Raw genomic sequence first — 24,503 nt, forward strand, 5'->3', positions numbered from 1 at the left:
CGTACCTCCCTGGGTATCCGCCAGGGGGCGGGCGCTCGCTGCGACACATACATTAGCGCAAGCAGGGGGGTGCTTCGCCAATCGGTTCCTCCCCCGTGACCGATGCCGACTCAAGGGAAGGGTGGCCGTCATGCGCTATCGACTGACGTTCGTTGCCGGACTGGCCCTGGGGTACGTCCTGGGCACACGAGCCGGGCGCGAGCGTTACGAGCAGTTGAAGAAGTCCGCGCGAGAGATCGCACAGAACCCCGCGGTGCGCAACACCGCGGAGTCGGCCGCACAGCAGAGCCGGCAGTTCGCGGGCAAGGCCTACCACGTGGTGAGCGAACGGGTCGGTGACCGCGTCCCGGACTCGGTGGCCGAGCGCGTCCGGCATCTGCGCGAGCGCAACACGAACGGCGCGGCGGCTCACGACGACTGGGGCACCAGCAATACCTAGCCGCACGGCGTGTCGCGGAACACGGCAGCCGCACAGGACGTCACGTGACGCGTTGCCGATCAGAGCGCCCCGCGCCACACGGCCGGACCCAGTGCCCGCACCAAGGACCGAACGGAGTGCCCTGCGCCACGTGCACGACTCAGTACCGGCAACACATAGCAGGTCAGGGCACAAGCGGTACGAGCGCCTCCGGCAGAGCGGCGCGGTGGGCTCCGGCGGTACGGCAGAATTTCCGCCATGGGGATAGTCGCCGGGCTGGACAGTTCGCCCGATTTCACTCGCATCGTCGTCTGCGACGCGGACAGCGGAACCGTGCTCAGGCAGGGGTACGCTCCGCATCCGCTCGACGGCGCCGAGGGCGGTCGGCCTTCGGACGTCGACCCGCAGGCCTGGCTGCTGTCCCTGGGCGAGGCGGCGGGCGGCGGGCTGCTCGAAGGTGTGCAGGCCATCGGCGTCTCCGCGCAGCAGAACGCGCTCATTCCGCTGGACACGCAGGGCAACACGGTGCGCCCGGCGCTGGTCGGCGGGGACAAGCGGGCGCAGGTCTGCGCCGCCGAACTGGTCGACGCGCTCGGTGGCCGGGAGGCCTGGGCGCAGGCCGTGGGCACGGTGCCGGGGGCGGCGCAGCCGGTGACGAAGCTGCGCTGGATGGTCAAGAACGAGCCGGACGCCGCGCTGCGGACGGCCATGCTCATGCAGGCGCACGACTGGCTGGTGTGGCAGCTGCTCGGCAGACCGGCCCGCCGGACCACGGACCGGGGCGATGCCTCCAGTACGGGGTACTGGAGCGCGGTGAACGGTGCGTACCGGCCGGATCTGGTCGAGCTGGCGCTCGGGCATCAGGCCCTGTTGCCCGATGTGCTCGGTCCGGCGGAGGCCGCGGGGACGACGCCCGAAGGGCTGCTGATCTCGGCGGGGACGGGCGAGACGATGGCCGCGGCGTTCGGCCTGGGCATCGGGCTCGGGGACGCGGTGGTGTCGCTCGGCGCCTCCGGGTCCGTGATGGCCGTACACCACGAGGCGCTGGTCGATCCGTCCGGGATGATCACCTCGCTGGCGGATGCGACGGGCATGCATCTGCCGGTCGTCACCACACTGAATGCCGTACGGGTGCTGCGCGGGAGTGCCGAACTCCTCGGCCTGCCCGACCTGGAGAGCCTGTCGGACCTGGCGATGAAGTCGACGCCGGGCGCCCATGGCCTCGTGCTGCTGCCGTATCTGGAAGGTGAGCGGACGCCCTCTCTGCCGCATGTGGCGGGGACGCTGGCAGGGCTGCGGCGGGAGTCGATGCGGCCCGAGCATCTGGCGCGGGCCGCGTTCGAGGGCATGCTGTGCGGGCTCACGGACGCGCTGGACGTACTGCGCCGTCGGGGCGTTGAGGTGCGGCGGATCTTTCTGCTGGGTCCGGCCGCCGAGCTGCCTGCCGTGCAGGCCTGCGCGCCCTCGTTGCTCGGTGTGCAGGTCGTGGTGCCGCAGTCCGCCGACTACGCGGCGATCGGCGCGGCGCGGCAGGCCGCCTGGGCGCTCGGCGCCTCGCAGGGCACCTTGGACCCGCGGCAGCCGCCCGTCTGGCAGGGTGCGACCGCGCAGATCCTGGACCCTGGCGACGAGGTGGCGGTGGGGGCGGCGGTGCGGCAGCAGTACACGTCGGTGCGGGACCAGACCCACCCGGGCGCCGTCGTGCTCTGAACGGGCACCCCGACCGACGGCCGCGCGCCCGGAGCGATCACCGCAGAACGCCGGAGTCGGGCGTTCCGGACGCCTTGGGAGGTTCTTGAAAGGCTGTTGGCTTAATTGGTTGGGGTAACGCCGGTGGAATGCTCGACGATGAGGCGTGGTGCGTCACCACTCACCCCTGTCGCCGACTCCGAGAGACCAGCGTGCTCATACGACTCCTGCGTGCCCATCTCAGGCCGTACAAGAAGGCCATCGCCTTACTGGTGCTGCTGCAGTTCCTCCAGACCTGCGCCACCCTCTATCTGCCCACCCTGAACGCGGACATCATCGACGACGGTGTCGTGAAGGGCGACACCGGCTACATCCTGTCCTTCGGCGCGGTGATGATCGGTGTCTCGCTGGCGCAGGTCGTCTGCAACATCGGCGCCGTCTACTACGGCGCCCGTACGGCCTCGGCGGTCGGCCGGGACATCCGGGCCGGTGTCTTCGACCGGGTGCAGTCGTTCTCCGCACGTGAGGTCGGCCACTTCGGGGCGCCGTCGCTGATCACCCGCACCACGAACGATGTGCAGCAGGTGCAGATGCTGGCGCTGATGACGTTCACGCTGATGGTGTCGGCGCCGATCATGTGCGTGGGCGGCATCGTCATGGCGCTCGGTCTGGACGTACAGCTGTCCGGAGTGCTCGTCGCCGTGGTGCCCGTCCTCGGCATCAGCGTGACGTTGATCGTGCGGCGGCTGCGTCCGCTGTTCCGCACCATGCAGGAGCGGCTCGACAACGTGAACCGGGTGCTGCGCGAGCAGATCACCGGCAACCGCGTCATCCGCGCCTTCGTCCGGGACCCCTACGAGGAGGAGCGCTTCCGTAAGGCCAACGTCGACCTCACCGAGGTGTCGCTGGGCACCGGGCGGATTCTGGCGCTGATGTTCCCGATCGTCATGACGGTGGTGAACGTCTCGTCGATCGCGGTGGTGTGGTTCGGCGCGCACCGCATCGACAGCGGCGGGATGCAGATCGGCGCGCTGACCGCGTTCCTCGCCTATCTGATGCAGATCGTGATGGCCGTGATGATGGCCACCTTCATGTTCATGATGGTGCCGCGCGCCGAGGTCTGCGCCGAGCGCATCCAGGAGGTCCTGGACACGAGGAGCAGTGTTGTGCCTCCGAAGGCTCCTGTACGGGAACTGCGGCGGCATGGTCATCTGGAGGTCCGTGAGGCCGGTTTCCGTTACCCGGGTGCCGAGGAGCCGGTGTTGAAGTCCATCGACCTGGTGGCGCAGCCCGGTGAGACGACCGCCGTGATCGGGTCGACCGGCAGCGGCAAGTCGACGCTTCTCGGGCTGGTCCCGCGCCTGTTCGACGCCACGGACGGTGAGGTCCTCGTCGACGGCGTGGACGTACGGACCCTCGATGCGCGACTGCTCGCGCGGACCGTGGGCCTCGTACCGCAGAAGCCGTATCTCTTCGCGGGCACGGTGGCCACGAACCTGCGGTACGGGAATCCCGACGCGACCGACGAGGAGCTGTGGCACGCGCTGGAGGTGGCGCAGGCCAAGGACTTCGTTCAGCGGCTGGAGAACGGGCTCGACTCACCCATCGCGCAGGGCGGCACCAATGTGTCGGGTGGTCAGCGGCAGCGCCTCGCCATCGCACGGACCCTCGTACAGCGCCCGGAGATCTACCTCTTCGACGACTCGTTCTCCGCGCTCGACTACGCGACGGACGCGGCCCTGCGTACGGCGCTGGCGCGGGAGACCGCCGAGGCGACCGTCGTGATCGTCGCGCAACGCGTGTCGACCATCCGTGACGCCGACCGGATCGTCGTACTCGACGAGGGGCGGGTCGTGGGGACGGGCCGCCACCACGAACTGATGGCGGACAACGAGTGCTACCGGGAGATCGTGCTCTCCCAGCTGACGGAAGCGGAGGCAGCCTGATGGCCGGGCCCATGGGGCGGATGATGGCCGGGGGCGGCCCCGACCAGCAGTCGATGGACTTCAAGGGATCCGGGAAACGGCTGCTCGCGCAGTTCAGGCCCGAACGGGCCACGATGTACGGGATGTTGCTCGCCGTCGTCCTGAGTGTGGGCCTGTCTGTGCTGGGCCCGTGGATCCTCGGGCGCGCGACCGACCTGGTCTTCGCGGGGGTCGTCGGACGGGGGATGCCCGAGGGCGCCACGAAGGCCGAGGTGCTGGAGTCCATGCGGGAGCGTGGTGACGGCGGTATGGCCGACATGCTCTCCGGTACGGATTTCACGCCGGGCAAGGGCATCGACTTCACCGCGGTCGGTGAAGTGCTGGGGTTCGCGCTGCTGGCGTTCGCGGCGGCCGGGCTACTGATGGCCGTGGCGACGCGGCTGGTCAACCGGGCCGTCAACATGACCGTGTACCGGATGCGGGAGGACGTGCAGACGAAGCTGTCGCGGCTGCCGCTGTCGTACTTCGACCAGCGGCAGCGCGGTGAGGTGCTCAGCCGGGCGACCAACGACATCGACAACATCGGTCAGACGCTTCAGCAGTCGCTGGGGCAGCTCGTCAACTCGCTGCTCACCATCGTCGGCGTACTGGCGATGATGTTCTGGGTGTCGCCGCTGCTGGCGCTGGTCGCGCTGGTGACGGTGCCCCTGTCGTACGTCGTCGCCAGATGGGTCGGCAAGCGCTCGCAGCCGCACTTCGTGCAGCAGTGGCGGTCCACCGGCAAGCTCAACGCGCACATCGAGGAGATGTACACCGGGCACACGCTCGTCAAGGTCTTCGGGCGGCAGGACGAGTCGGCGGCGCAGTTCGCGGAGCAGAACGAGAAGTTGTACGAGGCCGGGTTCAAGGCGCAGTTCAACAGCGGGGTCATGCAGCCGCTGATGATGTTCGTGTCGAACCTCAACTATGTGCTGGTGGCGGTGGTCGGCGGGCTGCGAGTCGCATCCGGCGCGCTGTCGATCGGCGATGTGCAGGCCTTCATCCAGTACTCGCGGCAGTTCTCGATGCCGCTCACCCAGGTCGCGTCGATGGCGAACCTCGTGCAGTCGGGGATCGCGTCGGCGGAACGCATCTTCGAGCTGCTCGACGCGGAGGAGCAGGAGGCGGATCCCGTGCCCGGGGTTCGGCCGGAGGAAGTGCGGGGGCGGGTCGCGCTGGAGAACGTCTCCTTCCGCTACGACCCCGAGAAGCCGCTCATCGAGGACTTGTCCCTGAAGGTCGAGCCCGGCAACACGGTCGCCATCGTGGGCCCGACGGGGGCGGGCAAGACGACACTGGTGAATCTGCTGATGCGGTTCTACGAGGTAACCGGTGGGCGGATCACGCTCGACGGTGTCGACATCGCGAAGATGTCCCGCGACGAACTCCGGGCCGGGATCGGGATGGTGCTCCAGGACACCTGGCTGTTCGGGGGGACGATCGCGGAGAACATCGCGTACGGGGCCTCTCGCGAGGTGACGCGCGGGGAGATCGAGGAGGCGGCGCGAGCCGCTCATGCGGACCGGTTCATCCGTACGTTGCCGGATGGCTACGACACCGTGATCGATGACGAGGGGTCGGGGGTGAGCGCGGGTGAGAAGCAGCTGATCACGATCGCGCGGGCGTTCCTGTCCGATCCGGTGATCCTGGTGCTGGACGAGGCGACGAGCTCGGTCGACACCCGCACCGAGGTGCTGATCCAGAAGGCGATGGCGAAGCTGGCGCATGGGCGGACGTCGTTTGTGATCGCGCATCGGTTGTCGACGATCCGGGATGCGGACACGATTTTGGTGATGGAGAACGGGGCGATTGTGGAGCAGGGGGCTCACGAGGAGTTGTTGGGGGCGGGTGGGGCGTATGCCCGGCTGTACAAGGCGCAGTTCGCGCAGGCGGTGGTGGAGGTGGATTGAGACGTGCGGGAGGGGTGCTCGCGGGTCTCTTCGCCCCCGCCTCCCCTGTCCGTCCCATCCTTGGGGCTCGGCCCAGCCCCCACTGGGCTGTGCCCCGGATCCCCCGGGGCTCCGCCCCAGACCCACCGGGTCGCCGCCCCGGACCCCGCCAGGGGGCGTTGCCCCTGGGGCCCAACTGAGGTTACGCCCCTGGCCCCCTGTGTAACCGATCTTGCTGTACGAGCCGTCTGCACCTCGCTCACAAGGGGATTGGTGTCGGCGGGTCGTGACCGCCTGTGCCCGGACGGGGGGAGGGGCTTGCCGGTGGCCCACTGCGGATGCGCATGCCGGACTGCGCCGCTCGGGACGTCGGGTCGCCCAACCCGGCACGGGCGTGTGAATGGCGGACTTCCCGGATGTTGGGGCGTCATGACACCGGCCACTCTCGGACGCGTTGTTGACACCACGTCACAGGAGGGGACATGAACAAGAGAGCAGCGGCCTGGGGGATGGCACTCGCGCTGGGAGCCGCGTCGCCCGCGGTCTGGACAGGCTCGGCGTCGGCGGAGGGCGTGAACGACGATCTGGCGGCGGTGCGGGCCGCCACCGCCGCGTACCACAACGAGGACAAGGCCGTGGCCGACGGCTACATCCCTGGCCTCGAGTTCTGCGCGGAGAGTCCCGAAGGGGCGATGGGCTACCACGACGTCAACCCGGCGAACTTCGAGGGCCCTCTCGATGCGCGCAAACCGCAGGCCCTGCTCTACCAGCCCGGCGCGGACGGCAGCCGCAAGCTGGTGGCCGTGGAGTACATCGTGATCGACGCCGACCAGGACACGGCGACCGACGACGACCGGCCGTATCTGTTCGGCCAGCCCTTCGACGGGCCGGTGGAGGGCCACGGCCCCGACATGCCGGTGCACTACACCCTGCATGTGTGGGTCTGGCAGCACAACCCGGCCGGCATGTTCGCCGAATGGAACCCCGCCGGCTCCTGCTGATCTCCGTGCAGCGAGCGGGCGCCGGCCGCCGCCGACCGAACTCCGTCACCCGGCAGGGGAGTTCGGCCGACGGCGTCTCACCGTCGGGCTCGCTCGACCACCGAGCCGAGCCCGGCGCGCGAGGAGACGCCGAGCTTGCCGAAGATGTGGGACAGATGGCGCTCGACGGTACGGGTGGAGATGAGGAGCGCGTCGCCGATCTCCTTGTTGGTCCGGCCCTCGGCGACCAACTCGGCGATTTCCCGCTCGCGTTCACTGAGCGCCTCGAACCCTTCGTCGCCGGCCGCGCGCCGGCCACCGCGACCGATGCGCCTGCCGAGCCGACGCAACTCCTGCACGGTCTGGTCGTGATACCGCCGGGCGTCGTACTCCTCGAACTCCGTCCGAGCCTGCTCCAGCAACGCGATCGCCCCGTCCCGGTCACCGGCGGCGCCCAGCGCCCGACCGGCGAGGAGCCGGGCGCGGCCGGCCTCGACGCGGGCCCGGATCCGGTCGGCCGACTCCGCCGCGGCCATGGCGGCCCGTACCGCGGCCTCCGGATCACCCGAAGCGAGCAGGACGTGCCCACGTGCGTACTCGGTCTGGCAACGCGGTAAGCCCAGCGGTTCGAGGGCCGACACCGATCCGTCCAGGCGGTCGATCCATTTCTGTGCCTCGGCGAGGCGGCCGCGCTCGGCCTCCGCCCGTGCCAACAGGCTCCAGGAATTCGACCGTCCGCCCGCCGCGAACGAGTCGCCGTCCGGGTCGCCGAGGCCCTCCAGCGCGATGGTGACGCTCCGGTCCGGTTGTCCCGAGGCGAGCAGCACTTCACCGAAGAGGAACCCGATCACGACGGATGCCGGGCTTGTGCCCAGGCGGGCGGAGAGGGCGTACGCCTCCTCCCCGGCCGAGGCGGCCAGCTCCAGGTCCCCGGCCGCGGTCGCTGACGCGACCCGGTCGAGGAGCGCGAGGGCAAGCACCTGATCGTGGCCGATGAGCCGCGCGCCCTCGACTGCGGCCCGGTCCGCCTCGTCGGCCTCCCGTAGCCGCCCGAGCATGCGAAGTCCGGCGCTCTTGGCGGTCAGCAGGGAGAGAAACAGCTCCCCCTGCCCGGTTGCCCGGCCCAGTGCCAGTCCGCGGTCCGCATGCCGTACAGCTGACTCGTACCGCTCCAGCATGAAGGCCGCCCGGGCCAGGTAGAAGGTCGCGCCGAACTGTCCGGCCAGCTCGGCGTCCGGCAGGGCGTCGACCATCGCCTCGGCGTCGTCGAGCAGCGTCAAGGCGGAGGGGATCCGCCCGGTGCCGAACTCCGCCCAGGCGCGGAGCGCGAGGCCTTGCGCTTCCACCGGGCGCGCGCCCACCGCTCGCGCCACCTCGCACGCCTCGTTGGTCCAGGCGCCCATCTGCGACCAGTCCGAGCGCCAGAGGGCGTCGGCGGCCAGCTCGGCCAACAGCGTTGCCGCCTCGGCCGAGTTGCGGTCCGGCAACGTCGTGAGCGTGTCGACGAGCCGGCCGTGCGCGGCGGCGTGCTCGCCGATCAGGTGCTCGATCGCCGCGCAGAACGCCGTCAGCCCGGCGCGCGGAGCGGCCGCCTGAGGAGGCAGGAGGGCGAGCGCCTCGTCGAGCCTGCTGCGACTCTCGTGCAACCGCCCGCTGCCGCCGAGAGCGGTGGCCAGCGGCACCAGCAAGTCCACTCGTCGCTGATCCCCGTGCGGCAGCAGACGCAACGCCGCCTCGAACCGGTCGGCGGCGATGGCAGGGGCGTACACGCTGAGGGCATGTCCGGCTGAGGCGAGGACGTCGATCGCCGCGGTGTCGCCGGGCTCGGCCGCGGCAGCCACATGGTGCGCCTGGTCGACCGGGGAGGCGCCCTGATCGCGCAGCGCCGCTGCCAGCCGTCGATGTGCGGCGATCCGCCAGCCCGCACCGGCCGACTCGTACACCGCGCGGCGCACTACGGGATGCCGGAACCGGAACCGGCCGGGTACGTCGGTCCGCACCACCAGCCCGCCGGTGAGCAACTGGTCGATCGCCGACAGCGCCGCCTCGGTGGTCGACCCCGCCGCGGTCGCGGCCGCGTCGATGAGGAAGGGCTCGCCGGCCACCGCCCCGCCCTGGGCCAGCAGCCGTGCCTCGGCGGGCAGTTCGGCGATCTCCCGGTCGATCGCGGTGCTCACCGCGGGTGGGACATCGCCCTCGGGCCGAGGCGCCACGGGGCGCACGCGCCCGTCACGCGCGAGCTCGATCAGATAGAAGGGGTTGCCTCCGGACTCGGCGTACAGGGCCTCCACCGCATCGGGACGGACCGCGTCCCCCAGCAACCGCTCCGCGTCGGCGCGCGAGAGCGGCGCGACGCCGATCTCATGGACCACGCCACGCTCCAGCGCGGCCCGTATCCGGTCGCCGAGCTGCGCGGGGCGGTAGGCCGTCGCGACAAGCACCTGCCGGGACGGGGGATGAGTCAGCAGGTGGGCGAACAGCTCGGCCGACGCCTCATCGGCCCAGTGCATGTCGTCGAGGACGAGCACGACAGGCGCGGACACCGCGAGCGCGTCGAGCAGCGAGCGCACGGCGCGGTGGATGCGATACCTCTCCGCCTGCAGCACCGCGACCGGCTCCTGCGCCGGCGCCGTCACGGCCGGGAAGGCCGTGGCCAGGTGGGCGACGGTGGAGGCGTTGAGCAGTTGCAGCGCCCGCGCCCCGGCTCCCGCCAGGTAGTCGTCGAGCGCGTCGACGAACACGGCGAACGGCGTGTCCCGCTCGAACTCCGCCGCACGGCCCTCGAGAACGAGACAGCCGCGGGCGTCGGCACGGGCGGCGAGCTCGGTCAGCAGCCGGGTCTTGCCGATCCCCGGCTCCCCCGAGAGGGCGAATGCCGGGGGCCGGACGGCGGACAAGCCGGCCAGGGCGCCGTCGATCTCGGCCAGAGTCCGGTCCCGCCCCACGAAAGACATACGGACACGGTATTGGCCAAAGTGGCGGATTACCCCGATGTTGCGACGATCCCGGCGGCGGAGCATCCCGGGCATGACGCGATACCGACTCCACCACCGGCACACCCCCGCCGAGTGTCCGGCCGCGTTCGCAAGCTGGCGCGGCTTCGCCAGCCCGCTCCGCCACGGTGTCGCCACGGGCAGCTGCGCCCGAGGGGGGCACGAACTCTGGTGGGACGTCGAGGCCGACAGTTCGGCGGCGGCGCTGACCTTGCTGCCGGAGTTCGTGGCCGAGCGGACGCGGGCCAGCCCCGTCGACGACGTACCCATTCCGTGAGGAGGCGCGCCATGGATCATCCTTCTACGGCCAGGGAGTTGAGCCTTCCTCAGCCCCCAGCACGGTCCACGGGCACAGCCCCGGGGCGGGGTCTGGGGCTGCGCCCCAGGAATGGGACGGGTAGGGGCGGCGGGGGCGGAACAAGCCCTCAGTCCAAGTAACCCCGCAACTGGTCCGCGAACGCATGGTCCCGGAGCTTGTTGAGGGTCTTCGACTCGATCTGGCGGATGCGCTCCCGCGTGACGCCGAAGATGCGGCCGATCTCCTCCAGCGTACGCGGACGCCCGTCCGCGAGGCCGTAGCGGAGTTGGACGACCTTGCGTTCCCGCTCGCCCAGCGTCGACAGCACCGCCTCCAGGTGCTCCCGGAGGAGCAGGAACGCCGCCGACTCCACCGGAGACGTCGCGTCGCCGTCCTCGATCAGGTCGCCCAGCGCGACGTCGTCCTCCTCGCCCACGGGGGCGTGCAGGGACACGGGTTCCTGGGCCAGGCGCAGGACTTCGCTGACCCGCTCGCTGGGCAGATCGAGCTGGCCGGCGACCTCCTCGGGGGTCGGCTCGTAGCCGCGCTCCTGGAGCATGCGGCGCTGCACGCGGACGACACGGTTGATCAACTCGACTACGTGGACGGGGACTCGTATGGTCCGGGCCTGGTCGGCGAGGGCCCGGGACATGGCCTGCCGGATCCACCAGGTCGCGTATGTCGAGAACTTGTACCCGCGGGCGTAGTCGAATTTCTCGACGGCCCTGATCAGGCCCAGGTTTCCCTCCTGGACGAGGTCGAGCATGGTGAGCCCGCGCCCCACGTAGCGCTTCGCCACCGAGACCACGAGCCGCAGGTTGGCCTCGATGAGGCGGCGCTTGGCCATCCGCCCCATGACCACCAACTTGTCGAGGTCGAGGGCGAGTTGGCTGGCCAGTTCCGGAGCCGGGGTGCGCGCCAGCTTCTCCTCGGCGAAGAGGCCCGCCTCGACGCGGCGCGCGAGCTCGACCTCCTCGGCGGCGGTGAGCAGGGGAATACGGCCTATCTCCCGCAGGTACTGGCGGAACAGGTCCGAGGAAGGGCCACTGGTGTCGGCGGTACGGCCACGGGGCGGCAGCGTCTCCATGGGCGGCGGCTCGGGGGCCTCCGTCTCGACCGCCGTACCGGCAGCTGTGGGGACGGCTGCCCCTACGGCACCGACGGGCGGTTCGTCGAGATCGGGCGGCGGGCCCTGCGACTCGGTTTCGGGATGGTGCGCGACACGGCTCTGTTGCGGAACCGCCGGGATGACGTCCGCCTTCGCGTCCGTCGTGTTGTCGGTCTGGGTCAGGGTCTGGGTCTGCACGGGGGCGACCTCCAGGGTGATCGCTGCTGAGGCGTACGGCAGCGGTACTTCGCGAACGGACTCGGCGGCCGCGCCGCCATCCGTCCCGTACACGTTGAGCGGAACCGCGGGGATGGAGGACCCGTCGCGTTCGGGTCGGCCGCGCTCCGAGGACTCAGGCACCGGAACCCAGTGTGGAGTACGACACATCCTCGCCACGAGGGGCGTGCGGTGACTTTTTGAAGCCGGTCTGTGACCGGGTGGTTACCCACACGTACGAAGGAGTCACAACGAGGGCGCAAGGCCCGGTCAGAGTGCTTCCGTGCCCCGTTCGCGCAAGGCCTGGCCGTACTGCTGGAGCACCCACAACTCGTTCTGTACGGCGGCCAGCTGGGCCGGGTCGCCCTGGGCGCTGGCGCGGGCGAGGGTGCCCTGGACCTCCTGGATGCGGCGGTCGACCGCGCGGCGGCGCACCATGACCAGCTGATCGCCCGCGTACAGCTCGTCGACGGACTTGCGCATGATCGCCTCTACGGCCAGCTCCGTGACCATGGCGCGGACCGCGTTGTCGGGGGCGGTCTCGCGGACCCGGACCAGATACTCCTGGGGGTCCTGGACGCCGTACTCCGCGCCGCCCGCGTCCATGATCGCCTGGCGCACGGCCGCGTACGGCGGGGCGGTGAACTCGTCGACCCCGTACGCGTCGAAGGCCGGGGAGACCAGCTCGGGACGCTGGAGGGCGAGCTTGAGCAGCTCGCGCTCGGTGGCGTATACGGGGTTGCGGAGGTTGAGGGCGGGGCCCGAGGGGGCCTGGCGGGGTGCCATGTCGTACTGGGCCACGCGGCCGGGCGTCGGCGCCGGGCCCCTGCCGCCTCGGTCCCGGGCCCAGCGCGCGAGCTGGGCCACCCGCTTGACCACGAATTGTGTGTCCAGGATGCCGAGCATGCCCGCAAGCTGTACGGCGACCTCGTGCTGGGCGCCGCTGTTCTTGATGCGGGCCACGATGGGCGCCGCCTCGTCCAGGGCGGCAGCACGGCCCGCGGGGGTTTCGAGGTCGTAGCGCGCGACGATCTGACGGAGCGCGAACTCGAAGAGCGGGGTGCGGGGTTCGGCCAGGTCGGCGACCGCCTCGTCGCCCTTCGCCAGGCGCAGCTCGCAGGGGTCCATGCCGTCCGGTGCGATGGCGATGTACGTCTCGGCGGCGAACTTCTGGTCGTCCTCGAAGGCGCGCAGGGCCGCCTTCTGGCCGGCTGCGTCGCCGTCGAAGGTGAAGATGACGCGCGCGCTGCCGTTGTCCATCAGCAGCCGGCGGAGGATCTTGATGTGCTCGCCGCCGAAGGCCGTGCCGCAGGTCGCGATGGCGGTGGTGACACCGGCGAGGTGACAGGCCATCACATCGGTGTAGCCCTCGACCACGACGGCTCTGCTGGTCTTGGCGATGTCCCTCTTCGCGAGGTCGATCCCGTACAGGACCTGGGACTTCCGGTAGATCGCCGTGTCGGGTGTGTTCAGGTACTTGGGGCCGTTGTCCGTCTCGTACAGCTTCCGCGCGCCGAAGCCGACGACCTCGCCGCCGATGTCGCGGATCGGCCACATCAGCCGGCCGCGGAAGCGGTCGATGGGGCCGCGGCGGCCCTCCTGGGAGAGACCGGAGAGGAGGAGTTCCTTGTCGGTGAAGCCCTTGCCGCGCAGATAGCGGGTGAGGTGGTCCCAGCCCTGGGGGCTGTAGCCGACGCCGAAGTGGGCGGCGGCGGCCTGGTCGAAGCCGCGCTCGGCGAGGAACTTACGGCCCGTGTCGGCCTCGGAGCTCGTGTCGAGCTGCTCGACGTAGAACTGGGCGGCGATCTTGTGGGCCTCGACCAGGCGGATGCGCTCGCCGCGCTGGTGGGAGGGGTTGTAGCCGCCCTCCTCGTACCGCAGCGTGATGCCCGCCTGGGCGGCCAGGCGCTCGACCGCCTCCGAGAAGGAGAGGTGGTCGATCTTCATCACGAACGTGATGGTGTCGCCGCCCTCCTGGCAGCCGAAGCAGTGGAAGAACCCCTTGCTCGGGCTGACCTGGAAGGAGGGCGACTTCTCGTCGTGGAACGGGCACAGGCCCTTGAGGTTGCCCCCGCCGGCGCTCCGTAGCTGAAGGTACTCGGACACCACGGCGTCGATCGGAACCGCGTCCCGAACCGCCTTCACGTCCTCGTCGTTGATCCTTCCGGCCACGCGTTGATTCTACGGGGCAGAACTGACACTCCTGAGGCGAGCGAGCGGCTTCTCGGCCCTCGGCCGGGGGTCCGGCCCGCGGCGTAGCCGCATATGGACAACGCGCCCCCGGGAATTGCAGCACGGGGGCGGTGTGACAGTGGAGCACCGTCGACGGTCACGAGACCAGGCTGTCCAGCGGAACGTGCGGGTCCGCCAGTGCCTCCATGCCCACCTGGGCCCTTGACCGGATCAGCTGTTGGATCGGCTCCGTGACGTCCCACACATTCACGTTCATCCCTGCGAGCACCCGGCCCTCCTTCATCCAGAAGGCGATGAACTGCCGCTTGCCCGCGTCTCCCCGGATCACCACTTGGTCGTACGAGCCGGGGGGCGCCCAGCCCGAGTACTCGAGCCCCACGTCGTACTGGTCCGAGAAGAAATAGGGCACCCTGTCGTACGTCAGCTCGCGGCCGAGCATCGATCGGGCCGCCGCCGGTCCGCCGTTGAGGGCGTTGGCCCAGTGCTCGACGCGCAGCCGGACGTCGAAGAGGGCGTGGTGGAAGGCGGCCACGTCGCCGGCGGCGTAGATGTCGGGGTCCGAGGTGCGCAGCTGCTCGTCGACCGCGATGCCGCCGCCCTGCGAGCGGTCGACCAGGGTGAGGCCCGCGGCCTCGGCGAGGCTGGTGCGCGGGGCGGCGCCGATCGCGGCGAGCACGTCGTGGGCGGGGTGTTCCTCGCCGTCCTCCGTGCGGGCGGCCAGGACCATGCCGTCCTGGCCGATGATCTCGGTGAGCCGGGTGCCGAAGTGGAAACGGACGCCCCGTTCGGCGTGCAGATCGGTGAAGATCTGCCCGATCTCGGGGCCGAAGACGCCGTACAACGGAGTGGGCTGAGGCGCGACGACGGTGACCTCGGCGCCGTACTCGCGGGCCGCGGCCGCGACCTCCAGGCCGATCCAGCCGGCGCCCGCGATGACGATGTGGCCGTTGTCGCGGCCGAGAGCGGCGAGGACTCCCTTGAGGCGCTCGGCGTGGGCCAGGCGGCGCAGATGGTGGACGCCGGCCAGGCCGGTCCCCGGGATGTCCAGGCGGCGGGGCTCGGCGCCGGTCGCGAGCAGCAGCTTGTCGTACCGCACGAGCGTGCCGTCGTCGCCGAAGCGGACCGTCTTCGCGGCCGGATCGATCGCGTCGACGGTCTGGCCGAGATGCAGCTCGATGTCGTTGCGCGCGTACCAGGCGGGCTCGTGCACGAAAACGCTGTCGCGCTCCTCCTTGCCGAGCAGATAGCCCTTGGACAGCGGGGGGCGCTCGTACGGGTGGTCACGCTCGTCACAGATCAGTATGACGCGGCCGGTGAAGCCCTCCGTCCGGAGCGTCTCGGCCGCCTTCGCACCGGCCAGCCCTCCTCCGACGATGACGAATGTCTGATCCGCGTCGACCACTTGGTGCCTCCTCGTAATGGTGCCGCCACATGTGAGCCTCCCGCACGCAGCGTGGTGCGGGAAGAGGTAGTGGCCCGATCAGGCCACAGAGGGTCACGTTCGGGTGTCGCCTGCGGCGGGCTTTCTTCCCCAAGCCCGCCCCTTCCCGGTGTATCAATTTGCGGCTCCGCCGCGGGGGGCTGAAAACAGTTCAGCCCGCCGTCAGCCGCGCATTCAGCGACCGCGCCGACGCGTCCGTCAGCGAGGCGATCTGGTCGACGAGCACGCGCTTGCGGGCTCTGTCGTCCGAGGCCTCGTCGAACAGGGCGCGGAACTGCGGGTCCAGGCCGTCGGGTGCGCGGGCCGTGAGCGCCTCGGCGAGTTCGGCGACCACGATCCGCTGGTCGGCGCGCAGTCGCTCCTGCTCGGCTCGCTGCATGACGTACCGGTCGGCGACCGCCTTGAGGACCGCGCACTCCAGGCGGGCACTTCTCGGTACGACCAGCTCGGCGGCGTACCGCGTGAGCCGCCCCGTGCCGTACGCCGCCCGGGTTGCGGCCTCCGCGGCGAGGCAGAAACGGCCGATGAGCTGGCTCGTTGCGTCCTTCAGGCGGGCCTGCGCTACGGCCGATCCGTCGTAGCCGTGCGGCCACCACTCCTGGTCAAGCAGCCGGTCGAGGGCCTCGGCCAGCTCGGCGGGGTCGGTGTCAGCGGGTACGTACCGGCCGATCGCCACCGCGAAGACCGACTGCCGCTCGGGCTCCGCGTACAGGCAGCCGGGGTCGATATGGCCGGCGTGCAGTCCGTCCTCGACGTCGTGCACGGAGTACGCCACGTCGTCGGACCAGTCCATGACCTGGGCCTCGAAGCAGATGCGGTGGTCGGGGGCGCCCTTGCGGACCCAGTCGAAGACCGGCCGGTCGTCGTCGTAGACCCCGAACTTCCGTGACGCGGGATCGGTGGGGTGGGCGCCGCGCGGCCAGGGGTACTTGGTGGCGGCGTCGAGGGCCGCGCGGGTGAGATTGAGGCCGACACTGACGAGGTCGCCTGTTTCTTCGCTTCTTTGGAAGCGCTTGGGCTCGATGCGCGTCAGCAGCCGCAGTGACTGCGCGTTGCCCTCGAAACCGCCGCAGTCCTTTGCGAACTCGTTCAGGGCCTGTTCGCCGTTGTGCCCGAAGGGCGGGTGGCCCAGGTCGTGCGAGAGGCAGGCCGCCTCGACGAGGTCCGGGTCGCAGCCGAGGGCGGCGCCCAGCTCGCGGCCGACCTGGGCGCATTCCAGGGAGTGCGTCAGCCGCGTACGGGGGCTGGCGTCCCAGGCCTCGATGGGGGTCCCCCCGCTCGAGCGAAGCCGAGAGTGGGGGAGGGTGCCGGGCGTGACGACCTGGGTCTTGCCCGCGAGGCGGCGCAGTGCGGCGGAGTGCAGCACGCGGGCGCGGTCGCGCTGGAAGGCGGTGCGGCCGGGGCGTTTGTCGGGCTCGCCGGCCCAACGGTCGACTGACGTCGGGTCGTAGCCAGAGGGCGGGAGGTGGTTCTCGTACGGCTGGGCGGGTGCGGTGCCTTCCATGTCTCGACATTAAGCGTCGGCAGTGACAAATGGGCGCTGCCGGATGCGGGGCGCCTACTCATCTGCCGGGTTGATCGCTTGCGAATGCGGGTTGTCGGTGGCTTGTCGCTTCCCCCACTTCTGGGCGGCCGATCGTGTCGAGTTCCGCGATCGCGTCGTCCGGCAGCTCAGTTCCGCCGCGGCGATGTTCTCGCGCGCAGGTGGGACCGGGAAGAGGTGCCGGGGAGGAGGACCCTGGCGGGAATGCGTTGCAACAGCCAGGCCAGGGCCACCTGTTGCGGTATCAGGCCGAGGCCAGTCGACGCTCCGGGGTGGCTGCGGGGGCGGCGACGGCCTGGTCGTAGCGCTGCAGGACCAGGCGGGCCATCGCCGGGTGCGCGCCGAGCGGAGCCGCGGCTATCCAGGGGGCCGCCTCGGCACACTCGGTGGAGAAGCGGCCGGGGGCGGTGAAGTACGAGGCGATCGCGACCCGGTGGCGGCCACGGGCGGCGAGTGCGCGGACGGCATCCGGGACGGTGGGCGCGGCGGCGGAGGCGTACGCCGGGACGACGGGCACCCCGAGGCGCTCGGCCAGCAGCTCGGCGGTGCGGCGGGTGTCGACGGCCGCGTCGGGGTCCCGGGAACCGGCGGCGGCCAGCACGATCCCGCTGCTGCGGCGGGCGGTCTCACTCATCCGCGTCCGCCAGCCGGCTTCGACGAGCCGCGCGTACAGCGTCTCCACGAGCAGCGGGTGCGGGCCGAGCGGCGCGGCGACCCGGGTGTTCGCCGACGAGGCGGCCGCCGCTTCGGGGATGTCCTGCTTGACGTGGTAGCCGCGGCTGAGCAGCAGCGGTACGAGGACCGCGTCACCGGTGCCGAGGGAGGCGAGCGTGTCGGGCAGCAGGGGCTCGTTCAGCTCGATGTGGCCGAGGTGCACGGGCAGTGAGGGGCGCAGCTCGCGGACCTTCTCGATGAGGGCACGGATGGTGCTCAGCGCCCGCGGGTCACGGCTGCCGTGGCCCACGAGGACGAGCGCGGGCGCCGCGGAACGCCGCGTCCCGTCGCGCGAGACGAGGCTGAGCTGGCTGCCGAGCTGGCTCGTGATCCGGTTCATGAGTTGCGCCGTACTGTCGAGGTGAGCGGCCCGGAGCTGCTGGCCACCGGGGCGTGTGGTGGACTCGTCGCGAGGAAGGTTCGACGCCGTCATGAACTGATGGTGGCGGTTCGACGTTGCCGCCCCGTTGCGCGGGAATGACGGGTGTTTTCCAGGGGTTCACGGTGGGGGGCGGGGGGTCGTGAGGTGGCCCGGGGCCGCCGGAGAACCGGATCACCGTTCCTGGCGTCCCCTTCGACAAGGCCACTGACCTGGGAGGAAACCGGATGCGCCACCTGAGGCTGGGCAAGCTGCGGATGCTTCGACCGCGGCTGCTGCGCCTCTTTCCGCTGCTGAGACCGCGGTTGCCGCGCACCCGTGCCGGACAGCGGCGGGCCGTGCAGCTGGTGATACTCGGGTGCGTACTGGCGCTGCTCCCCTCGACGTGGCTGTTCCTTGCGGCGGACGATCGGCTGCGGACCACCCGGGACGTGCCGCGGACCGAGGTGGCGATGGTGTTCGGCGCCGGACTGCGGGGCGCGGAGCCCTCCCCGTACCTCGCCCACCGCCTGGACGCGGCGGCCGAGCTGTACCGGTCGGGCCGTATCGAGGTCGTCCTGGTCACCGGCGACAACAGCCGCGAAGACTACGACGAGCCCGACAGCATGCGCACCTACCTCACCGAGCGCGGCGTCCCCGACCGGCGCATCGTCAGCGACTACGCCGGCTTCGACACCTGGGACTCCTGCGTCCGCGCCAAGAAGATCTTCGGCGTCGACGAGGCCGTGCTCATCAGCCAGGGCTTCCACATCCGCCGTGCGGTCGCCCTGTGCCAGCAGGCCGGCGTCACGTCGTACGGCGTCCCGGCACAGGGCGACCGGCGTGACGGAACCTGGTACTACGGCGCCGTCCGGGAAGTCTTCGCGGCGAGCAAGGCGGCGACGGAGGCGGTGTTCGAGCCCGATCCCATGTTCCTGGGTCCGAAGGAGCCGGGGGTGTCGCGGGCCCTGGCCGCGGCGGAGTAGCAGAGGCGCCGCTCCCCGCAGTCGTCCTCCGTCGACCCAGCCCAATCGCCCCAGTGGTCCCGGTGTGCCAGTGGTCCCGGTCGTCATGGCCGCACGTCAATCAATGTCCCGCGTGCGCGTCACGTCCACCATCGGCTCCACCTGCGTCCGGCTGCCCGGCCCGCTGGCCCTTCTCGACCACCGCGAACTGGCCCATCATGCCCTCGTCCTCGTGGTAGAGGAGATGGCAGTGGTACATGTACGGGGTGTCCGGGTCGGCCGGGCCCTCGAAGCGCAGCGCCAGCTTCATCGTCGTACCGTTCGGCAGGAAGACGGTGTCCTTGGCGCCCCGCAGATGCGGGGGCGGGGTCTTTCCGTTCACCTCCAGGACGCGGAACTGCACATCGTGGACGTGGAAGTTGTGCGGCATGCCGTTGGTGTTGCGCACGGTCCAGGTCTCGGTGGTGCCCCTGGTGACCGTCTCGTCTATTCGGTCCATGGCCATCTTGCGTCCGTTGATCCCGGACTTCTTCAGGTCGAAGTGCCGGGCGCGCACGGCGTCCGAACCGTCCGGCACCTCCAGTTCACCCAGTTTCTGCGGCAGTGCGGGCGAGGGGCGGAGCGTCTCCGCGGCCCGTAGTTGCAGGATGTCGAAGGAGTCGTCGGCCCCGCCGAAGCGGGTGTTCCAGGCGTCCCCGTAGTTGTTCTGCGGGAAGCTGCGCAGGGTGGTGCGCTCGTCGGCCCGCATCCGTACGACGATCTCGGCACGCTCCCCCGGTGAGAGCTGAAGCCGCTCCGTCTGCACGGGGCGTTCCAGGAGGCCGCCGTCGGTCGCTGTCTGTGTGTAGCGGCGGTTGTCGTCGAAGCCGAAGGAGTATGTCCGGGCCGTTGAGGCGTTGAGCAGCCGCAGCCGCACCAGTTCGTCCCGTACCTCTCGGTGCGGGTCGAGGGTGCCGTTGACCATGGTGCGGTCGCCGAGGAAGCCGACGTTCTGCATCAGGCCGCGCCCGTGATCGAACTGGGCTCCGTCGAACTTGACGTCCTGCACGATGACGGGCAGATCGTCCACGCCGTACTTCTTCGGCAGCGGCAGGGCGGCGGACTTGTCGTCGTCGAGGAGGAACATCCCGGCGAGGCCGCGCTGGACGTGCTGCTCGGTCCGGCCGTGGGGATGCGGGTGGTACCAGAGAGTGGCGGCGGGCTGGTCGATCTTCCAGTACGGCGTCCACGTGGCCCCCGGCCGCACCATCTGATGCGGACCGCCGTCCATCCGCGCGGGCAGGTGCATTCCGTGCCAATGCACGGTCGACGACTCGTCAAGCGTGTTACGCACCCTGACCTCGACCTTGTCCCCGCGTTCGGCACGCAGGGTGGGTCCGAGGTGGTCGCCGTTGAATCCCCAGGTTCTGGTCCGCTTCCCGGGCCTGAACTCCTTCTCGCCCGCGCGCATTTCGAGGTCGAAGACCTTGGTGCCGTCCGCCTTGACCCGGCTGGGTTCGGCGAGCGGCGGGATGGCGAGCTCATTGCCGAAGGAGCCCTTGCCGACCGTGCTGGTATCGGCGCTGGTCCACAGCCACGCCAACCATCCACCGAACGCGGCGAGCAGAACGGCCACGACCGTGCCAAGGGTGACCAGAACCCGCGTGAGAGTACGGCGCCCCTTCTTCTTCCCGGCCTTCTTCCTGTCCGCTTTCCCGGCCGCACTCCCCTCGCCGCTGCCGCCCACCGGCCCTGCCGCCCCTGTCGTCCTCGTCCCCGATTTCGTCATGTCTCGACGATCTCGGTCCGAGGGCACCCCGGACATCCGGGCACCGCCCTGATCCGACCCCGGTCCTCCCCCTACGGGGCACGGACTCACAACCCCCACACGACGAGGGGCGGCGGACGAGAACCCCCGTCCGCCGCCCCCGCTCACCGGATCAGCTCACCCCCCTCACCGGGTCAACTCACCCCGTCCTCCCGTCAACGCCCCTGGAAAACAGGCGCCCTCTTCTCCATGAACGCGCTCATCCCCTCCCTCTGGTCCTCCGTCGTGAACAGCGCATGGAACACACGTCGTTCGAAAAGAAGCCCGTCACGCAGGCCGGTCTCCAGGGCCCGGTCGACCGACTCGCGGGCCGCCGTGACGGCCGGGCGGCCGTAGGAGGCGACGGTCGCGGCGGCTTCCGTGGCCTCGGTGAGGACGCGGTCGTCCGGGACCACCCGCGACACCAGGCCCGAAGCCTCCGCCTCACCGGCGTCCATCGTGCGGCCCGTGAGGATCAGGTCCATGGCCTTGGCACGGCCGACCAGGCGGGTCAGCCGCTGGGTGCCGCCGATGCCGGGGATCACGCCGAGCTTGATCTCCGGCTGGCCGAAGACCGCCGACTCGCCCGCGATGATCAGGTCGCACATCATCGCGAGTTCGCAACCGCCGCCCAGCGCATAACCGTTGACGGCCGCGATCTTCGGCGTACGGAATCCGGCGAACTCCTCCCAGCCCGCGAAGTAGTCCTCCGCGGCCATGTCCACGGCCGACTTCCCGGCCATCTCCTTGATGTCGGCACCGGCCGCGAAGACTTTCTCCGAACCGGTGAGGACGAAGCAGCCGACATCCGGGTCGCGGTCCAATGGACGGAGTACGTCGAGGAGTTCGGCCAGCAGCTCGCTGCTGAGGGCGTTCAGGACGTGCGGCCGGTGGAGTCGTACGGTGACCACGCGGTCATGGCGTTCGATCTTGAGGGTGTTCATCGACTCTCCCTCTCTCCTTCTCTCCTGATGGTCTGTTACGAGTCCCAGATCGCGCCGTACGCGGGAATGCCGCGCCGCTCGAGACCGTGAACGACCTGCCAGGTCAGCTTCTTGTTGGAGATGCAGATGACAGCTTCGGCACCGAAGCCGCGGTACGCGGTGTACGCGAGCCGCACCATGTCCGGTTTGCCGTGCTGTGCGGTGTCCCAGACCAGCGCGTTCGGCTGGACGGCGAGGATCTCGTCGACCAGGTCGTCGCCATAGGTCCTGCGGGGATCACGCGTCGCCCACACGAGCCGTGAGGGCACCTCGGCGGCCAGCAGATGCGGCAGGCAGGGACCGATACCGCTGCCGGTGGCGACGTAGATCACCTTGCTGAACAGGGTCTCGATATTGGCGACCCCGGCCGTGGTGATGCCCTTGACCCAGACCTTCGGGGGCGCGTCGTCGATGAACGAGCCCGTCCAGTCCCCCGCGCGGGAGATGGTCAGCCGGAAGCCGGGTTCGCCGGGTGAGGGCACGTTGGCGAAGGAGTGCCACTCGGTGAGCGGGCTGCGGCTGATGGCGGTGGACGACCCCGCGAAAGGGGTCACGCCGTGATCGAAACGGGCCAACGCGACGTGCGTGGAAGGCCGTTCGATCCGTACGTTCACCTTGCGGAGCCGCAGCCAGGGCAGGGCGACGCTGAAGGTGACCACGGCCAGCACCCCGAGGGCGACCGGCCCCTGCGCGCCCAGCAGCGTATGCGTCCAGAACAGTGCGAGGGCGCTCCAGCCGCCGAAGCGGTGGATCTTTTCGAAGTGGTCGTGGAAGCGGGAGCGGAAGGGCGGCAGGGCGGTTGCGACGATGACGACGAGCAGGGCAACGAGTGTCCAACTCACGGTGACAAGCGGCACGTTGGCGCCGTCGACGGTCACCACGACCGCCCCCGCAAGGAACCACACCGCTCCGGCCAGTGCCCCGCCCACGTGCAGTCCGCCGAAGTGGTACACCTTCCCGAGCGTCCACCGCACCTTCAGCGGCCAGCTCGTCGGAGCCCAGGTCGCCAGCCGGAAGAAGAGGTTGATGACGTACTGCTGGCGTACGACCACGGCGAGCGCGAGGTTCGCGAGGGACGCGTAGCCGATGGTTTGGCCGCTCGGGACCCAACTCGCCGCCAGCAATCCGAGGTTGGCGAGCAGCACCAGGGCCGCCAGGCGGTTGTAGTGCATCAGGCGGGGGTGCTTGAGGAGGCGACGGGGCGCGGACGTGAGCGGAGGGAGTTCGGCGAGAGCCGCGGGAGGGGCGGGAGGCGCTTCGTGCGTGGCGCCTCCCACCTCGACGGATGAGGCCTCAGCGGACGAGGTCTCCACGGACGACGTCATCAGGCCGCCCCCTCTCGCACCGCCGACACCCGCAGCAGGGGTGCTCCCTCGCCATGAACCGTCGCCGCCCGCGCGGCCTCCCGCGCGGCCTCCTCCCGTTCCGTCGCCAGCCGCAGCAGCGCCGCCCGGTCGACCTTGCCCCGGTCCGTCTCCGGCAGCGCGGCCACCGGGAGGACCGTGGCCGGCACGCAGTAGTACGGCAGTGCGTCGGCCACCGCGCGCCGGGCCGTGTCCGGGTCGACGTCGGCCGGGCAGACGAAGGAGATCAGGCTGCGGGCGTCCCGCTTGAGCGTGACGGCGCGGGAGCAGCCCGCCACCGACTCCAGCACTGAGGAGACGGAGTCGAGTTCCACGCGGAAGCCGCGGACCTTGACCTGGTCGTCGGTACGACCGAGATGCTCGAGTTCGCCGTCGGGCGTCCAGCGGCCGAGGTCGCGGGTACGGAACATCCGGTGTCCGCCGCCGAGGAAGGGGTCGGGGGCGTACCGCTCGGCGTTCAGCGCCTCGTTGTTCAGGTAGCCCGCCGATACGCAGTCACCGCCGGCCCACATCTCGCCTGTCTCCCCGATGGGCAGCGCACGCCGGTGCTCGTCGAGGACGTACACCGTGTTGTTGGGGGTGGGGCGGCCGATCGTGAGCAGCGGGTCGTCCACGTGGTGGCGCCGCATCGTGTTGACGATCGTCGTCTCCGTCGGCCCGCAGGAGTTGTGGAACGCGGACCGCCGGGCCCAGGCGTCCGCGAGCGGGCGCGGGCACGGCTCCCCCGCGACCGCCACCGTCCGCACATGGGGGCAGCTCGCCGGGTCGATACCGGACAGCACTGTCGGCGTCGCGATCAGCACGTCCGCCGTGCGGGCCGCCGCCGCGACGTCCTTGCCGCGGACGACGAGCGTGCCGCCGTGGGCGAGGCAGCCGAGGATCTCCCAGGCGGCCATGTCGAAGGCGATGTTGAGGAGCTGGGCGACCCGGTCACCGGGGCGGATGCCCAGGTCACCGGGCTCGGTGAGGAGGATGTTCGCGACGTTGCGGTGGGTGACCTTCACGCCGTTGGGCTTGCCGGTCGTGCCGGAGGTGAACAGGACGTAGCACCCGTCGTCGGGGTGTACAGGCCGCTCGAGCCGGACCGGCCCTTCCGTGGAGAGGTTGGCCAGATCGTCGTCGAGCGTGATCAGCCGGTGTCCGGTGTCAGGCAGAGGCACCCGCAGCGTGTGCTCTGTCTGAGTGAGGACGACCCGCGTTCCGGCCGTACGGATGACGTGCCGTAACTGTGCGGTGGGGGTGAGACCGATGTCCTGCGGGACGTACGCGGCGCCGGCCTTCAGCGTGCCGAGCAGTCCGACGAGCATCGGGATGGAGCGGCGTACGAAGAGGCCGACGTGATCGCCGGGCCTTACGCCCTCCCGTACGAGCCTGGCCGCGAGCCGGTCGGCACGACGGTTCAGCTCGGCGTACGTGATCGTCGTGCCCTGGTGCTCGGCGGCGACGGCGTGTGGCGTGGCGGCGGCCCGCCGTTCGACGGCGTGGTGGACGAGGGGGTCGGGGACGGGGACTTCAGGACCTTGGCCGAACTGCCAGAACAGGGCCCTGTCTTGGGGGGACAGATGGCTCAGGGGCATGCTTCACAGACCTCCTGTGCTGTG

17 protein-coding genes are annotated in these 24,503 nt (G+C 70.5%); 7 read left to right on the forward strand and 10 right to left on the reverse strand.

Annotation, left to right across the window (positions count from 1 at the left end):
- Positions 1-130 precede the first annotated feature (130 nt).
- From ACGFNK_RS01510 to ACGFNK_RS01530, 5 genes are all read left to right on the forward strand, one after another.
- A complete protein-coding gene (locus ACGFNK_RS01510; RefSeq protein ID WP_033320955.1) occupies positions 131-439 on the forward strand; it encodes a hypothetical protein in 309 nt (102 codons plus the stop codon).
- A 237-nt stretch (positions 440-676) separates the two neighbouring features.
- Positions 677-2,128: an FGGY family carbohydrate kinase gene (locus ACGFNK_RS01515; protein ID WP_386355383.1), complete on the forward strand. Its 1,452-nt coding sequence runs from the start codon at positions 677-679 to the stop codon at positions 2,126-2,128.
- Positions 2,129-2,319: 191 nt separating this feature from the next.
- The gene (locus tag ACGFNK_RS01520) at positions 2,320-4,053 is read left to right on the forward strand and encodes an ABC transporter ATP-binding protein (RefSeq protein ID WP_393410825.1); all 1,734 of its coding nucleotides are present in this window, start codon (positions 2,320-2,322) and stop codon (positions 4,051-4,053) included.
- Positions 4,053-5,981, forward strand: a complete 1,929-nt coding sequence (locus tag ACGFNK_RS01525) for an ABC transporter ATP-binding protein (protein WP_393410827.1) — start codon at positions 4,053-4,055, stop codon at positions 5,979-5,981. The genes ACGFNK_RS01520 and ACGFNK_RS01525 overlap by 1 nt, the downstream gene beginning before the upstream one ends.
- 461 nt (positions 5,982-6,442) lie before the next feature.
- Positions 6,443-6,961 carry a hypothetical protein gene (locus ACGFNK_RS01530; protein ID WP_393410829.1) on the forward strand — a complete coding sequence of 173 codons (519 nt, stop codon included), beginning with the start codon at positions 6,443-6,445 and terminating at the stop codon, positions 6,959-6,961.
- 77 nt (positions 6,962-7,038) lie between these two features.
- Here ACGFNK_RS01530 and ACGFNK_RS01535 read toward each other — a convergent pair whose 3' ends face one another.
- Positions 7,039-9,894 (reverse strand): AAA family ATPase, encoded by a 2,856-nt coding sequence (locus tag ACGFNK_RS01535; protein ID WP_393410831.1) that lies wholly within the window; start codon positions 9,892-9,894, stop codon positions 7,039-7,041.
- A 73-nt stretch (positions 9,895-9,967) separates the two neighbouring features.
- Here ACGFNK_RS01535 and ACGFNK_RS01540 point away from each other — a divergent pair, with 73 nt between their 5' ends.
- On the forward strand, positions 9,968-10,210 hold the full coding sequence (locus ACGFNK_RS01540) for a hypothetical protein (protein WP_393410833.1): 243 nt from the start codon (positions 9,968-9,970) through the stop codon (positions 10,208-10,210).
- A 148-nt stretch (positions 10,211-10,358) separates the two neighbouring features.
- On the opposite strand, the gene ACGFNK_RS01545 is transcribed toward ACGFNK_RS01540, so the two are convergent.
- The 5 genes from ACGFNK_RS01545 to ACGFNK_RS01565 all read right to left on the reverse strand — a co-directional run bounded on the left by ACGFNK_RS01545 (position 10,359) and on the right by ACGFNK_RS01565 (position 17,879).
- A complete protein-coding gene (locus ACGFNK_RS01545; RefSeq protein WP_393410835.1) occupies positions 10,359-11,699 on the reverse strand; it encodes a sigma-70 family RNA polymerase sigma factor in 1,341 nt (446 codons plus the stop codon).
- Between the two features lie 126 nt (positions 11,700-11,825).
- Positions 11,826-13,727: a DNA primase gene (gene dnaG / locus ACGFNK_RS01550; protein ID WP_393410837.1), complete on the reverse strand. Its 1,902-nt coding sequence runs from the start codon at positions 13,725-13,727 to the stop codon at positions 11,826-11,828.
- A 157-nt stretch (positions 13,728-13,884) separates the two neighbouring features.
- Positions 13,885-15,150, reverse strand: a complete 1,266-nt coding sequence (locus ACGFNK_RS01555) for an NAD(P)/FAD-dependent oxidoreductase (protein WP_393410839.1) — start codon at positions 15,148-15,150, stop codon at positions 13,885-13,887.
- Positions 15,151-15,340: 190 nt separating this feature from the next.
- Positions 15,341-16,693 carry a deoxyguanosinetriphosphate triphosphohydrolase gene (locus ACGFNK_RS01560; protein ID WP_393410841.1) on the reverse strand — a complete coding sequence of 451 codons (1,353 nt, stop codon included), beginning with the start codon at positions 16,691-16,693 and terminating at the stop codon, positions 15,341-15,343.
- 283 nt (positions 16,694-16,976) lie between these two features.
- Positions 16,977-17,879 carry a sirohydrochlorin chelatase gene (locus tag ACGFNK_RS01565; RefSeq protein ID WP_393410843.1) on the reverse strand — a complete coding sequence of 301 codons (903 nt, stop codon included), beginning with the start codon at positions 17,877-17,879 and terminating at the stop codon, positions 16,977-16,979.
- A gap of 203 nt (positions 17,880-18,082) precedes the next feature.
- Here ACGFNK_RS01565 and ACGFNK_RS01570 point away from each other — a divergent pair, with 203 nt between their 5' ends.
- Positions 18,083-18,790, forward strand: a complete 708-nt coding sequence (locus ACGFNK_RS01570) for a vancomycin high temperature exclusion protein (RefSeq protein WP_393412120.1) — start codon at positions 18,083-18,085, stop codon at positions 18,788-18,790.
- Between the two features lie 100 nt (positions 18,791-18,890).
- Here ACGFNK_RS01570 and ACGFNK_RS01575 read toward each other — a convergent pair whose 3' ends face one another.
- The 4 genes from ACGFNK_RS01575 to ACGFNK_RS01590 all read right to left on the reverse strand — a co-directional run bounded on the left by ACGFNK_RS01575 (position 18,891) and on the right by ACGFNK_RS01590 (position 24,479).
- A complete protein-coding gene (locus ACGFNK_RS01575; RefSeq protein ID WP_393410845.1) occupies positions 18,891-20,537 on the reverse strand; it encodes a multicopper oxidase family protein in 1,647 nt (548 codons plus the stop codon).
- 194 nt (positions 20,538-20,731) lie between these two features.
- Positions 20,732-21,499, reverse strand: a complete 768-nt coding sequence (locus ACGFNK_RS01580) for an enoyl-CoA hydratase-related protein (protein WP_393410847.1) — start codon at positions 21,497-21,499, stop codon at positions 20,732-20,734.
- A 35-nt stretch (positions 21,500-21,534) separates the two neighbouring features.
- Positions 21,535-22,863, reverse strand: a complete 1,329-nt coding sequence (locus ACGFNK_RS01585; protein WP_393410849.1) for a hypothetical protein — start codon at positions 22,861-22,863, stop codon at positions 21,535-21,537.
- Entirely contained in the window at positions 22,863-24,479 is a 1,617-nt protein-coding gene (locus tag ACGFNK_RS01590; protein WP_393410851.1) for an amino acid adenylation domain-containing protein, read from the reverse strand. The genes ACGFNK_RS01585 and ACGFNK_RS01590 overlap by 1 nt, the downstream gene beginning before the upstream one ends.
- Between the last annotated feature and the right edge of the window lie 24 nt (positions 24,480-24,503).

The sequence above is a fragment of the Streptomyces sp. NPDC048825 genome (assembly GCF_043198355.1).
In the GTDB taxonomy this organism is placed as follows: Bacteria; Actinomycetota; Actinomycetes; order Streptomycetales; family Streptomycetaceae; genus Streptomyces; species Streptomyces xiangluensis.